Raw genomic sequence first — 13,842 nt, 5'->3', positions numbered from 1 at the left:
CTTCCAATAAGTGCATGCGCCAATATAAAGAGGTCGTGTCATGACCGACATGTTCGTATCGCTCGGCACCTGGAACTGGCTGATCTTCGGCTTCATCCTGATGGCGCTGGAGGTGCTGGCGCCGGGCGTATTCCTGTTCTGGCTCGGGCTCGCCGCGTTGCTGGTCGGCCTGATCTCCTTTGCTGTCGCCGTGTCGTGGCAGATCCAGCTCGTGATGTTCGCAATCTTCGCAGCGGCCGCCGTACCGGTGTGGCGCCGGCTTGCGCGGCCGAAGCTGGACGCAAGCACCAGCCCCTTCCTCAACAAGCGAAGCGAGGCATTGCTCGGCCGCGAGTTCACGCTGGAGAAGCCGATCATCGACGGCAACGGCACGGTCCGTATCGGCGACACGATCTGGCGCGTCGCCGGCCCCGACACGCCGGCGGGAACGAAGGTGAAGGTGGTGCAGGTGGACGGTGCGAACCTGACTGTGGCGGCGACGTAGCTGCTTCTTACCCTCCCCTGGAGGGTCCCTGGAGGGGGAGGGTAAGCAAGCGCCCTACCTCCTCCACCTCTCCGCAAAGCGGTGCAGCGGCATGAACGTCTCGCACAGCTCCCGCCCCAGCGTTGTCAGCCCGTAACCTCCGCCGTCGCCCAGCTCGACGAACCCGGCCTCGCGCAACTCCGTCAGCCGCGCCTGCAGCACCGTCGGCGAGGCTTCGTCGCAGGCGGTGCGCAGCGCGCGGGAGGTGAGGGGCTCCTCGCGCAATTCCCACAGGATCCGCAAGCTCCAGCGCCGGCCCAGCAAATCGAGCAGCGCCATGATCGGCCGCCCGGTGCGCGAGCCGCGGACGTTCCCCGATGCGGCCTGTTTCGCCATGTCAGCCCCTCTTGCGTGTTGCTACAGATAATGTAGCGTACTGCTACGATAAATGTAGCAACGGAGACGGCCCATGTCTCAGGCCACGCCGCGCATCGCCCCGCTCGATCAGCCTTATCCCCCGGATATCCAGGCGCAATTCGACCGCATCATGCGCGGCGCGCCGCCGCTGGTGCTGTTCCGGGTGATGGCGGGCCACGCGCGCGCCTGGGACAAGTTCCGCGCCGGCGGGCTTCTTGATCCGGGTCCACTCTCCCTGCGCCAGCGCGAGATCGTCATCGACCGGACCTGCGCGCTGAACGGTTGCGAATATGAATGGGGGGTGCATGTCGCGGTCTTTGCCGGACCGGCGAAGCTCACCGAGGAGGAAGTACGCACTACTGTGCTGGGCGATGCCACGTCGCCGTGCTGGTCGCCGGCCGAGCAGGCGCTGATCGCGGCCGTGGACGCGCTGCATCACCGCGCGACGCTTGACGATGCCGAGTTCGCCGCGCTGTCGGTGCATTACGACGAGGGGCAGATCCTGGAGATCATGCTGCTGTGCGGCTTCTACCGCACGGTGTCGTATCTGGCGAACGGGCTGCGACTGCCGCTGGAGGAGAAGGCTGCGCGGTTTCCGACGTAGCTGCCATTCCGGGCTCGCGCCAAGTGGCGCGCCCCGGAATGACGAGAGGAAAGACCGTGCGCCTTACGCGACGCCCGCCCGCAGCAGATCGTGCAGGTGCACGATGCCCACCACCTTGTCCGCTTCGGTCACGACCAGCGTCGTGATCTTGCGTGTGTTCAGCACCTCGATCATCTCGGTGGCGAGCATCGAGGGCGGCACGGTCTTCGGCTGTCTCGTCATGATGTCGTCGACGGACGCCGTCAGGAGATCCGGCCGCATGTGGCGGCGCAGATCGCCGTCGGTGATGATGCCCGCGATGCCGCCGGCATCGTCGACGATGCAGACGCACCCGAGGCCCTTGGCGGACATCTCCATCACCGCGTCCGACATCTTGGTGCCGAGCGGCTTGAGCGGGATCTCCGCGCCCGTGCGCATGTAGTCGCGGACGAATTTCAGCATCGCGCCCAGCTTGCCGCCGGGGTGGAAATGCGCGAACTCCAGCGCGGTGAAGCCGCGGCCTTCGAGCAGCGCGATCGCGATGGCATCGCCGATCGCGACCTGCATCATCGTCGAGGTGGTCGGTGCCAGATTGTGCGGGCAGGCCTCGCGCGCCTTCGGCAGCTCGATCACGATGTCGGCGGCCTGTCCCAGCGAGGACGTGGCGTTCGAGGTCACCGCGATCATCGGGATCGCGAAGCGCGCCGAATAGTTCACGAGGGTCTTCATCTCCGGCTGCTCGCCGGACCAGGACAGCGCCATGATGACGTCGTCGGCGGTGATCATGCCGAGGTCGCCATGGGCGGCTTCCGCGGTGTGGACGAAGAAGGCCGGCGTGCCGGTCGAGGCCAGCGTCGCCGCGATCTTGCGCGCCATGTGGCCCGATTTGCCGAGCCCGGTGACGATGACGCGGCCCTTGGCGTTGCGGATCAGGTCGACCGCCTTGGCGAAGGTGGCGCCCAGCGGACCGCGTAGCGCGGCGGCGAGCGCATTGATGCCGCCGCTCTCCGTCTCCAGCGTGCGGAGTGCGGATTCGACGCTATCGGGGATGGGGCCGGATGATTGGGTCATCAGCGGTTTCGAGCTCGGCATGTCTGGGGTCCAGGGAGGAGGGGCGCTCGCCCGTTGGCGCCTGCTTAGCATGCCCGAGCGGGAGAGGCGACGCGGCCGCCAAAGCCCTCAACCGGTCATTAACCATAATTGTTTTAACTCCATTAACGATGGTTCCCGCCAACCGGTGGAGGTCATCATGGAAGTCTCTGATTTCGTTGGAGTTCTTACATCGTGGGGGCGCCTCCAGGCACGAGCCGGAGCAAACGCGGGCATTTCCTGCGCGCGACTTTGCCGTGCCTTGCGCTGACCGCCCTGCAAAGCGCGCCGGCGGCTGCCCAGAGCCTCACGCCCGACCTGTTCAATCCCAACCGCGGCGGCTTTGCCGCGCCCGACACGCTGCCGACGCGCCGCACGGCGGGCGTGCCGCAGGCACCCTCGGATGCGCTCCCGGCGCTGCCCGATCCCAATGCCGATCCGCGCAAGCGCCAGCAGGCGCCGGCGACCTCGCGCGTCGGTCAGGTCCCGACCTACGGCCTGCCGGCGGCCAACGGCGCCAACGCCTCCGGCTACGACTCGCTCAACCGCAAGCGGCAGCAGCCCAAGCTCTATCCCGGGCAGCCGAAGCCGAAGCGTCCGGTCGGACCGGGCTCGCCGGTGCCGCCGGCAACGCCGGACAGGACGCTTGGCCCGCCGCGCATCGCGCCGCCGCCGTCCGAGACCGCGCACAAGACACCGGTCGCCCCGGCGATGGCCGGCAACGTGCCGGGCCAGCCGCTGCGCCGCCGCCTCAAGGTCGATGACGACGCGTTCGGCGCGGTCGGCGACTATGCCGGCAGCTTCCTGATCAAGGGCGGGCTCGAGCTCTCCGCCGGCTACGACACCAATCCGGCGCGCCTGAACAAGCCGGTCGGCTCGCCGGCCTATGTCGTCGCGCCCGATCTTCTCGTGATGTCCGACTGGGAGCGCCACGCGCTGGTCGCCGATCTGCGCGGCTCGTTCTCCGGCTACACCAACAACATGCCGGCGACGATCGACGGCTTCGCCTCGCCGTCGCCGGTCGAGATCGACCGCCCCGATTTCACCGGCCATGTCGACGGCCGCCTCGACGTCGACCGCGATTTCAAGCTGACCTCGCAGCTCCGCCTGCGGATCGCCACCGACAATCCCGGCAGCCCGAACGTGCAGGCCGGCCTGCAGAAATATCCGGTTTACGCCGCCTACGGCACCACGCTCGGCTTCGACCAGACTTTTAATCGCTTCCAGGTCGCAGCCGGCGCCACGGTGGATCGCATCGCCTACACCGATTCCAAGCTCACCGATGGCTCGACCTTCAGCAACGGCGATCGCGACTTCAACCAGTATGGCGGCGTCGGCCGCTTCTCCTACGACCTGAAGCCGGGCCTGAAGCCGTTCGTCGAGATCGAGGGCGACACCCGCGTGCACGACCAGGCCGCCGACCGCAACGGCTACTTCCGCGATTCGAACGGCGGCTACGCGAAGGTCGGCTCGTCCTTCGAGTTCTCGCGCATCCTCATCGGCGAGATCTCGGTCGGCTATTCCGCGCGCAATTACGTCGACCCGCGCCTCAGCCAGCTCGCGGGCTTCCTCACCTCGGGCTCGCTGATCTGGAACGCGAGCGGCCTCACCACGGTGAAATTCGCCACCGACACGCAGATCGCCGAGACCACGGTCCCCGGCTCCTCCGGCGTGCTGGTGCACACCTACGGGGTCGAGGTCGATCACGACTTCCGCCGCTGGCTCACCGCAGTCGGCAGGTTCACCTACGGCACCTACGATTACCAGAACCAGGGCCGCAACGACAAAACCTACTCGCTCGAAGGCAATCTGATCTACAAGCTCAACCGCAACATCTGGATCAAGGGCACACTGCGCCACGACATCCTTGATTCGAACCAGGCGGGCTCGAGTTCGCAGGGGACGGTTGTGATGCTGGGGGTGAGGTTGCAGAATTAAGTTGGCGGTGACCGATCGACGTGGATCTATAGAGATGGCTTCTTTATAGGCTTAGCCATTGCTGTAGTGAGAAGAGTGTTCAACGGACCATGAGCTCCCCAACTGGCTTTGGCGTTCGAGCGCTCAACCGGCGGCCAACTTCTGGACGAGAAATAAATGGCAGCTTGTATATAGGATGACACCGACGGGTATATTGCAAAAAGATCCTTTCGACGGGCGTGATCGCCAAATCTTCCAACATAAATGGCGGCGATCGCTCGCAAGGCATCGTGATGCGTGGCATCTCTTAGAAGTCTCAAAGATGTCTTGATGGAAGTGTCTTTAAAGGGGCGGCGCTGCATGAGTGCCGCTAGCACCCACATTTTTTGCCAATCCGTAAGGGATGCGTCTGCGAGCAACTCTGTAAGCAATTCGCTCACGCCCGTCTTCTCCAGGAATTTCGCGAGATACGACGCATATATTTGCGACATTGAAGGCCGTTTCTTAAACGCATCAAGGACGTGAGCTATAGCGTAGTCCGAGGCTGCCTTTGAGAATAGCGGCAAGCAAAATCTTTCAATGTTCTCCTCTTGGCCTGGGTAATCGGAGAGCGAGTCGAAGAGAATCTTAGTTGCCTCTAATTCCAATTCCTCTTTTTGATCTTGGTCTGCTTCGTCCTCTTCATCATTCCATTCCGACTGAAATCCATAGTCGGCACTAAAATCGGTATCATCAACTTGTTTCGATATTTCTTCGACGGCATTAGAAAATAAGAGCCTCCAAGTCTGGCTCCTCTGTCAGAAGCGAAGCTTTGGGCATGATGACCGATTTAGCTTCGTTTAGTGCTAAGTCGTACCCTCGCAGGTACGGTATTAATATACGAAGTAGCTTGTCTGCTGCATCGACACTTTCAACGAAAATGTAAATGTCATCCACATACCGGGCGGATGGCGTCCCATATTCATCCAAGAATTCGTCGATCGGCGCCATATAGTGATTTCCAAGCAGATCAGATGGATACATGCCTTGCAGAATTCCACGAGAGCTGCGCTCACCCGTGTAGCTCGTTAGAAGTGCCTCTAGTCGGCTTGAAAGAGACTTGGGATAGCCGGCGTCGCTCAGAATATTGATCATGGTATGTTGATTCAGTGAGCCAAAGAAATTGGCGACGTCTATCTTTAAAATGTACTGCAAGCTTTTCGATTTTGCGTGTTTGGCAAGAGATCTTTGCAGGCGGCTCCAGCACGCTCTCGTTGGTTGGAACATGCTTTCACTGTCGCCTTCGGCGAGCCAATGGCTAAATGAGCGGCGCTTATCAGTTTTCGATTCAATAATGGGAGCAGCCCGATCGGCCAATGCCTGATAGAAAATGCGATCAGGCGGGAGCAAAATGCTGCCCGGGCGCGAGAATGGCGGCCCGCCACGTCGAGAGGGCACAAGAACTCGCATGCAGTGAGATTTTGGCACATCTATTGTGATCGGAACGCTCGGGCTAAAGGTTCCTGATTTTAGGTCAGACTTGAGTTGGTCTACGACCTCTTTGCCGGCCCTTCCGCAAATAAATCTTAGGTGGGGTGCGAATATAAAATCTGAGCGCATGTCGTATATCGCTCGGCGGAGAGCCAAGTTCCAGTCGATGGTCGCGATAAAGGAGTTGTCGAGCCCGAATGGCTCGCCAGATTTAAGATCCGCCATTTCAATTTACCTAGCGACATTTGCCGATTCCACCGAGTTAAGAATCTCGATGGCTTGCTGGACTGGGCGGCCAGCGAACCTTTCGATGAACTCGGTAGAGAGGGATATGGCCGATGAGAGAGGGGTGTCTCTTTCAGGTCCAGGTGAAACAAAACCGCCCGCTTCCAAGATAGCCTTCAATCGACGCATTCGTGCCGTCGTATCTTTGCCCCAAAGTTTCTTGATTTCAGCATAAGTGCTACGGCATAGAGCCTCTTTGATCGTCGTACGGGCGATGCTCTCCAGATCTTCTTTCCGAGTGATGGATCGCTGAAGGAGCACGCCATCCGCAGCCCGAACGTAATTTTGGCTTGCTGATACAAGGGCGATAATTTCCTTCCGTTTCGGTGCAGCCCGTTGGACGAAATGACCGAAGAGAATCCCGGGATCGAATCCGCCGTACCGCTTGGCTAGCATCTCCTTCTCGGCGATGAGAACGTTCTCAGCGCCGTCCGGCAAACGAAACTCGCCAGCTTCGTTTAGCCCTTCATGAACGTGCTGATTTCGCCAGGCAACCAACACTCTCATTAGTTCGAAATCGACCAATTGGGCTTTGTCAGTTAACTCGAGCTTCAACTCCGTAAAACGATCTGCGATCGAATAAGCCCCTTTGCCAGGTCGAGTGATTGATTTCCGAAGAATGTCGCGCTGATTAGACGAAAGGTGTGTCCAAGGAACATCTGCCACCTGCCGCAAATAGGAATCTAAGGCATCATGTACATGCCCAAGCATTGCTGAATGGATTAGCTGACGCGCTTGGTCGACCGCCTCTCTGGGTTTTTTGGGAACGTCCCAATTAATGCGCAAATCGTCGGGTTTGCCCTGCCCGCGCGCTATCCATTCGAGGCCGACATATGCGGCGTTGATGTGAAAGGTGCAGTTGCCCAATCTGCGCTGGAAGTCGCGGAAGGTGGGCGTCCGAGAGAGTGTGAACATACGAGCCTGAAAGGATTCGAACCTTTGTCCCGAGAATGAGAAGCAGCGCGAAAGGCTACGATAAAACTCGGTGTCCTGCCGCTAGACGACAGGCCCAAACTCAATATGACAAATTGTAGGCAGTTGATCTAGCAATTTCAGAGAGAAGTGGCCCGAAGCGAGCTCCTGATCCGATCGAGGAACCGGACTAGAAACGTGGCTTCTAGGTCTATTTGCGGAGTCCGCCTACCGCGGCAGATCCGTCTTCCCCATCAGGAACGTGTCGATCGACCGGGCGCACAGCCGGCCCTCGCGGATCGCCCACACCACCAGCGATTGCCCGCGGCGCATGTCGCCGGCGGTGAACACGTTCGGGCGCGAGGTCTGGTAGTCGAGCGTGTTGGCCTTGACGTTGCCGCGCGGGTCGAGGTCGACCGAGAGCAGCTTGAGAAGGCCCTCGTGCACGGGATGCACGAAGCCCATCGCGAGCAGGACCAACTCGGCATCGAGCTCGAACTCGGTGCCGTCAATCGGCTTGAACTTGTCGTCGACGCGGACGCAGTGCAGCTTCTTGACCTTGCCGTTCTCGCCGGAAAACTTCTGCGTCAGCACGGCGTATTCGCGGACCGCGCCTTCGGCCTGGCTCGACGACGTCCGCATCTTCAGCGGCCAGTTCGGCCAGGTCAGGCCCTTGTTCTCGCGCTCGGGCGGGGCGGGCATGATCTCGAGCTGGGTCACCGAGAGCGCGCCCTGGCGCAGCGAGGTGCCGATGCAGTCGGATCCGGTGTCGCCGCCGCCGATGACGACGACATGCTTGCCGCCGGCCAGAATCTCCTGGACGCCGTTCAGCGGCTCGCTGGAGACGCGGCGGTTCTGCTGCGGCAGGAAGTCCATGGCGTAATGGATGCCGTTGAGGTCGCGGCCGGGGATCGGCAGGTCGCGCGGAGCTTCCGCGCCGCCGGTCAGCGCGACGGCGTCGTAGTCGTTGAGCATCTCGCGCGGATCGACATTGCCGTCAGCGCCGACATGGCTGTTGTAGTGGAAGGTGACGCCTTCGCCTTCCATCTGCTTGACGCGGCGGTCGATGACGCCCTTCTCCATCTTGAAGTCGGGGATGCCGTAGCGCAGCAGGCCGCCGGCCTTGGCGAACTTCTCGAACAGATGCACGTCGTGGCCGGCGCGCGCGAGCTGCTGGGCGCAGGCCATGCCGGCCGGACCCGAGCCGATCACGGCGACCTTCTTGCCGGTCTTCACAGCCGCCACTTCCGGCCTCAGCCAGCCATTGTCCCAGGCGCGGTCGACGATGGCGCATTCGATGGTCTTGATGGTGACCGGGTTGTCGTCGATGTTGAGCGTGCAGGACGCCTCGCACGGCGCCGGGCAGATGCGGCCGGTGAACTCCGGGAAGTTGTTGGTCGAGTGCAGGTTGCGCGAGGCCTCTTCCCAATTGCCCTGATAGACGAGGTCGTTGAAATCAGGGATCTGGTTGTTGACCGGGCAGCCGGGCGTGCCGGGCGCCACCGAGCCGGTGCCGTGGCAATAGGGAATGCCGCAGTTCATGCAGCGCGCGGCCTGATCGCGCGTTTCCTTCTCGGTCAAGGGAACGACGAACTCGTTGTAATGCTTCACGCGCTCGGCGACCGGGGTGTACTTGCGATCATGCCGTTCGATTTCGAGAAAACCCGTGATCTTGCCCATTAAACCCGAAGTCCCTGCCGCTTAATTCGTTTGTTGCTTCTTCAACCGTCATTGCGAGGAGCTCGTGACAAAATTGCGAGGCAATTTTGCACTGTAGCGACGAAGCAATCCAGTCTGTTACTGAGGAGAAAGTCTGGATTGCTTCGCTACGCTCGCAATGACGGGCGCTGATATTGTTACGCCCCGATCGCGATTTTCGGCTCGGCGTCCGCGTTGGCGGCCATTTCGCGCAGCGCGCGCCGGTACTCCACCGGCATCACCTTGCGGAATTTGGGCAGCCAGTCCTTCCAATTGGCAAGGATCTCGGCGGCGCGCTTGGAGCCGGTCGCTTTCGCATGGCGCGTGATCAGGACGTGCAGGCGCTCGACGTCGGAGTCGAGCAGGTTCTGGAACACGTCGACCCGGCCATGCGCCTCGAGGTCACCGGCGTGATTGTAGGTGCCGGCGTTGATCAGCTCTTCCGACAGGACCGGCTCGAGCTCGACCATGCTGAGATTGCACAGCTTGTCGAAGTCGCCGGTCTCGTCGAGCACGTACGCGATGCCGCCGGACATGCCGGCCGCAAAATTGCGCCCGGTCTTGCCGAGCACGACCACGATGCCGCCGGTCATGTATTCACAGCAATGATCGCCGGCGCCTTCGACGACCGCCACCGCACCCGAGTTGCGCACGGCGAAACGCTCGCCGGCGACGCCGCGGAAGTAGCACTCGCCCTGGATGGCGCCATACATCACCGTGTTGCCGACGATGATGCTCTCTTCCGGCACGATGCCGCTGTTGGCGGGGGGCTTGACGATGATCTTGCCGCCCGAGAGGCCCTTGCCGACATAGTCGTTGGCTTCGCCTTCGAGCTCGAAGGTGACGCCTTGCGCCAGCCACGCGCCGAACGCCTGGCCGGCGGTGCCCTTGAGGCCGACATGGATGGTGTCGTGCGGCAGACCGGCATGGCCGTAGATCTTGGCGACCGCGCCCGACAGCATTGCACCCGCGGAGCGGTTGGTGCTGTTGATCCTGGCCTCGATCTTCACCGGCGCGCCGCGGTCGAGCGCAGGCGTCGCCTTCTCGATCAGCGTGCGGTCGAGCACCGCTTCCAGATGATGGTTCTGGCGCTCGGAGTGATAGATCTTCTGGCCCTTCTCTTCCTTCTGCTTGACGAACAGCTTCGAGAAATCGAGGCCCTTGGCCTTCCAGTGCGCGACCAGCCTGGTCTGGTCGAGCAGCTGAACCTGGCCGATCATCTCGTTGAAGGTGCGGAAGCCGAGCGATGCCATGATCTCGCGGACTTCCTCGGCGACGAAGAAGAAGTAGTTGATCACGTGCTCCGGCTGGCCGGTGAAGCGCTTGCGCAGGACGGGGTCCTGGGTCGCGACGCCGACCGGGCAGGTGTTGAGGTGGCACTTGCGCATCATGATGCAACCCGCCGCGATCAGCGGCGCGGTGGCGAAGCCGAACTCGTCGGCGCCCAACAGCGCGCCGATCACGACGTCGCGGCCGGTGCGGAAGCCGCCGTCGACCTGGACCACGATGCGGCTGCGCAGCCGCTCGCGCACCAGCGTCTGGTGGGTCTCGGCGAGGCCGATTTCCCAGGGCGAGCCGGCGTGCTTGATCGAGGTCAGCGGCGAAGCGCCGGTGCCGCCCTCGAAGCCCGCGATGGTGACATGGTCGGCGCGCGCCTTGGCGACGCCCGCGGCCACGGTGCCGACGCCGATCTCGGAGACGAGCTTGACCGAGACGTCACCCGTCGGGTTGACGTTCTTGAGGTCGTAGATGAGCTGTGCCAGATCCTCGATCGAGTAGATGTCGTGGTGCGGCGGCGGCGAGATCAGGCCGACGCCCGGCGTCGAGTGACGCACCTTCGCGATGGTCGCGTCGACCTTGTGGCCGGGCAGCTGGCCGCCTTCGCCGGGCTTGGCACCCTGCGCCATCTTGATCTGCATCATGTCGGAGTTGACGAGGTACTCCGTGGTGACGCCGAAGCGACCCGAGGCGACCTGCTTGATCGCCGAGCGCATGGAATCGCCGTTCGGCATCGGCTTGAAGCGGTCGGCTTCCTCGCCGCCTTCACCGGTGTTCGACTTGCCGCCGATCCGGTTCATGGCGATCGCGAGCGTGGTGTGCGCCTCGCGCGAGATCGAGCCGAAGCTCATCGCGCCGGTGGCGAAACGCTTGACGATGTCCTTGGCCGGCTCGACCTGGTCGAGCGGCACGGGCTTGCGCTTCTCTTCGTCGGCATTCTTGATCCGGAACAGACCGCGCAGCGTCAGCAAGCGCTCCGACTGCTCGTTGAGGATCTTTGCGAAGGCGCGGTAGCGCTCCAGCGAATTGCCGCGGGCGGCGTGCTGGAGCAGCCCGACCGACTCCGCGGTCCAGGCATGATCCTCGCCGCGGCTGCGATAGGCGTATTCACCGCCGACATCGAGCGCGCTCTTGTAGACCAAGGCATCGCCGAACGCGTCGGCATGGCGGCGCACGGCCTCTTCCGCGATCTCGCCAAGACCCACGCCCTCGACGCGGGTGTGGGTGCCGGCGAAGAACTTTGCGACGAAGTCCGCCTTGAGGCCGACGGCGTCGAAGATCTGCGCGCCGCAATAGGACTGGTAGGTCGAGATGCCCATCTTGGACATCACCTTGAGCAAGCCCTTGCCGATCGATTTGATGTAGCGCTTGACGATCTCGTAATCATCGAGCGAGCCGGGCAGGCGGTCCTTCATCGCGATGATGGTTTCGAACGCCAGGTACGGATTGATCGCTTCGGCGCCGTAGCCGGCAAGGCAGGCGAAGTGGTGCACTTCGCGCGGCTCGCCGGATTCGACGACGAGACCGACCGAGGTGCGCAGTCCGACGCGGATCAAATGATGATGCACGGCGGCGCAGGCGAGCAGTGCCGGGATCGGCACCCGGTCGGTGCCGACCATGCGGTCGGACAGGATGATGATGTTGACGCCCTCGCGCACCGCGCTCTCGGCGCGTGCGCAGAGCTCGTCGAGCACCTGGTCCATGCCGGCAGCACCAAGGCCGGCGTGGAAGGTGGTGTCGAGCGTACGCGACTTGAAATGCGACTCGGCGACGTCGGAGATCGAGCGGATCTTCTCGAGGTCCGCATCGGTCAGGATCGGCTGGCGCGCTTCGAGACGCTTGGTGGTGGCGAGGCCCTGCAGGTCGAACAGGTTCGGCCGCGGTCCGATGATGGAGACGAGGCTCATCACCAGCTCCTCGCGGATCGGGTCGATCGGCGGGTTGGTGACCTGCGCGAAGTTCTGCTTGAAGTAGGTGAACAGCGGCTTGGCCCTGTCCGACAGCGCCGAGATCGGCGTGTCGTTGCCCATCGAGCCCGCGGCTTCCTCGCCGGTCGAGGCCATCGGCGTCATCAGGATGGAGATGTCTTCCTGGCTGTAGCCGAACGCCTGCTGCCGATCGAGCAGCGACAGGTTGGAGCGCACGCCGGTGGTCGGCACCTTCGGCAGCTCTTCCAGCACGATCTGGGTCCGCTCCAGCCACTCCTTGTAGGGATGGCTTCGGGCGAGCTCGGCCTTGATCTCGTCGTCCGGAATCAGGCGGCCCTGCTCGAGGTCGACCAGCAGCATCTTGCCGGGCTGCAGACGCCACTTGGTGATGATCTGGTCCTCGGGGATCGTCAGCACGCCCATCTCGGACGCCATGACGATGCGGTCGTCTTTGGTCACGAGATAGCGCGCCGGCCGAAGGCCGTTGCGGTCGAGCGTGGCGCCGATCTGGCGGCCGTCGGTGAAGGCGATTGCGGCGGGGCCGTCCCACGGCTCCATCAGCGCGGCATGATATTCGTAGAAGGCGCGGCGCTTCTCATCCATCAGGGGATTGCCGGCCCACGCCTCCGGAATCATCATCATCACGGCGTGCGGCAGCGAATAGCCGCCCTGCACCAGGAATTCGAGCGCGTTGTCGAAGCAGGCGGTGTCCGACTGGCCTTCATAAGAGATGGGCCAGAGGCGGTTGATGTCCTTGCCATAGAGCTCGGAACTCACGGAAGCCTGACGCGCCGCCATCCAATTGGTGTTGCCGCGCAGCGTGTTGATCTCGCCGTTATGCGCGATCATGCGGTAAGGATGCGCCAGCGACCAGGCCGGGAAGGTGTTGGTCGAAAAGCGCTGATGCACCAGCGCCAGCGCGCTCTCGAAGTCCGCCTCATGCAGGTCGGGATAGTACTTGCCGAGCTGGTCGGCGAGGAACATGCCCTTGTAGATCACGGTGCGGCAGGACATCGAGCAGGGGTAATAGCCCGCGAGCCCGCGGTCGCGGCGCTGGTAGATTGCCTGCGAGATCGACTTGCGCAGGATGTAGAGCCGGCGCTCGAACTCATCGTCGGTCTTGGCGACGCCGTTGCGGCCGATGAACACCTGCATGCAGGCGGGCTCGGTCGGCTTCACGGTGACGCCGAGCGAGGAATTGTCGGTCGGCACGTCGCGCCAGCCGAGCAGGGTCAGGCCCTCTTCCTTGATCTGGTCGGCGATGATGCTCTTGATGACGTTGCGCCAGGCGGTGTCGCGCGGCAGGAACAGCGCGCCGATGGCGTATTCGCCGGGATTGGGCAGCGCGAAGCCGAGCTCCTTGGCCTTGCGGCTGAAGAACGCGTGCGGGATCTGCACCAGGATGCCGGCGCCGTCACCGGCGCGCGGATCGGCGCCGACGGCGCCGCGATGCTCGAGGTTGCAGAGGATGTTGAGCGCGTCCGCGACGATCTCGTGGGACTTCTTGCCCTTGATGTTGGCAATGAAGCCGACGCCGCAGGAATCCTTCTCCAGGCTCGGATCGTAGAGGCCTTCGGCCGGCGGGCGCGAATTGTGTTCCTGAATCGGATCGGTCGTTTTCGAGGCGACCGTCGCCGACAGTTCTTCTGCCACGATGTTTGCGCGCTCGAATTGCGACCCGTTCATGGTTCCGTCCTCTCCATGCGGCAAGCTGCCTCACCGCCATCTTCGGCGCACCTTGGGCGTTCCGCGGCACCCGCCTCTGGGTCACCGCTCGTCCGCTGCGAGCCGCATTTTCTTAA

10 protein-coding genes and 1 tRNA gene are annotated in these 13,842 nt (G+C 62.8%); 3 read left to right on the top strand and 8 right to left on the bottom strand.

The window, feature by feature from the left end; translation table 11 throughout:
• Positions 1 to 40 precede the first annotated feature (40 nt).
• On the top strand, positions 41 to 484 hold the full coding sequence (locus JQ627_RS12440; RefSeq protein WP_212484506.1) for an NfeD family protein: 444 nt from the start codon (positions 41 to 43) through the stop codon (positions 482 to 484).
• A 54-nt stretch (positions 485 to 538) separates the two neighbouring features.
• Here the strand turns inward: JQ627_RS12440 and JQ627_RS12435 are convergent, their stop codons facing one another.
• The gene (locus JQ627_RS12435; RefSeq protein WP_212484505.1) at positions 539 to 859 is read right to left on the bottom strand and encodes a helix-turn-helix domain-containing protein; all 321 of its coding nucleotides are present in this window, start codon (positions 857 to 859) and stop codon (positions 539 to 541) included.
• A gap of 73 nt (positions 860 to 932) precedes the next feature.
• Between JQ627_RS12435 and JQ627_RS12430 the strand changes: the two genes are divergently transcribed.
• Complete coding sequence (locus tag JQ627_RS12430) at positions 933 to 1,484, top strand: carboxymuconolactone decarboxylase family protein (protein ID WP_212484504.1); 552 nt, start codon at positions 933 to 935, stop codon at positions 1,482 to 1,484.
• A gap of 63 nt (positions 1,485 to 1,547) precedes the next feature.
• Here the strand turns inward: JQ627_RS12430 and JQ627_RS12425 are convergent, their stop codons facing one another.
• Positions 1,548 to 2,555: an SIS domain-containing protein gene (locus JQ627_RS12425; protein WP_212484503.1), complete on the bottom strand. Its 1,008-nt coding sequence runs from the start codon at positions 2,553 to 2,555 to the stop codon at positions 1,548 to 1,550.
• 192 nt (positions 2,556 to 2,747) lie between these two features.
• Between JQ627_RS12425 and JQ627_RS12420 the strand changes: the two genes are divergently transcribed.
• Positions 2,748 to 4,490, top strand: coding sequence for an outer membrane beta-barrel protein (locus tag JQ627_RS12420; RefSeq protein WP_212484502.1), 1,743 nt, complete (start codon positions 2,748 to 2,750; stop codon positions 4,488 to 4,490).
• Between the two features lie 26 nt (positions 4,491 to 4,516).
• On the opposite strand, the gene JQ627_RS12415 is transcribed toward JQ627_RS12420, so the two are convergent.
• The 6 genes from JQ627_RS12415 to gltB all read right to left on the bottom strand — a co-directional run bounded on the left by JQ627_RS12415 (position 4,517) and on the right by gltB (position 13,726).
• Entirely contained in the window at positions 4,517 to 4,909 is a 393-nt protein-coding gene (locus tag JQ627_RS12415; protein WP_212484501.1) for a hypothetical protein, read from the bottom strand.
• A gap of 322 nt (positions 4,910 to 5,231) precedes the next feature.
• Positions 5,232 to 6,164 carry an RNA-directed DNA polymerase gene (locus JQ627_RS12410; protein WP_212484500.1) on the bottom strand — a complete coding sequence of 311 codons (933 nt, stop codon included), beginning with the start codon at positions 6,162 to 6,164 and terminating at the stop codon, positions 5,232 to 5,234.
• Between the two features lie 6 nt (positions 6,165 to 6,170).
• Positions 6,171 to 7,139 (bottom strand): hypothetical protein, encoded by a 969-nt coding sequence (locus JQ627_RS12405; protein ID WP_212484499.1) that lies wholly within the window; start codon positions 7,137 to 7,139, stop codon positions 6,171 to 6,173.
• 1 nt (position 7,140) lies between these two features.
• A tRNA-OTHER gene (locus JQ627_RS12400) sits at positions 7,141 to 7,235 on the bottom strand.
• A 129-nt stretch (positions 7,236 to 7,364) separates the two neighbouring features.
• The gene (locus JQ627_RS12395) at positions 7,365 to 8,816 is read right to left on the bottom strand and encodes a glutamate synthase subunit beta (RefSeq protein ID WP_212484498.1); all 1,452 of its coding nucleotides are present in this window, start codon (positions 8,814 to 8,816) and stop codon (positions 7,365 to 7,367) included.
• 176 nt (positions 8,817 to 8,992) lie between these two features.
• Positions 8,993 to 13,726: a glutamate synthase large subunit gene (gene gltB / locus JQ627_RS12390; protein ID WP_212484497.1), complete on the bottom strand. Its 4,734-nt coding sequence runs from the start codon at positions 13,724 to 13,726 to the stop codon at positions 8,993 to 8,995.
• Positions 13,727 to 13,842: the final 116 nt, after the last annotated feature.

Source organism: Bradyrhizobium liaoningense, from assembly GCF_018130785.1.
GTDB classification, from domain to species: domain Bacteria; phylum Pseudomonadota; class Alphaproteobacteria; order Rhizobiales; family Xanthobacteraceae; genus Bradyrhizobium; species Bradyrhizobium liaoningense_A.
This window is presented reverse-complemented; position numbering and strand designations above follow the sequence as displayed.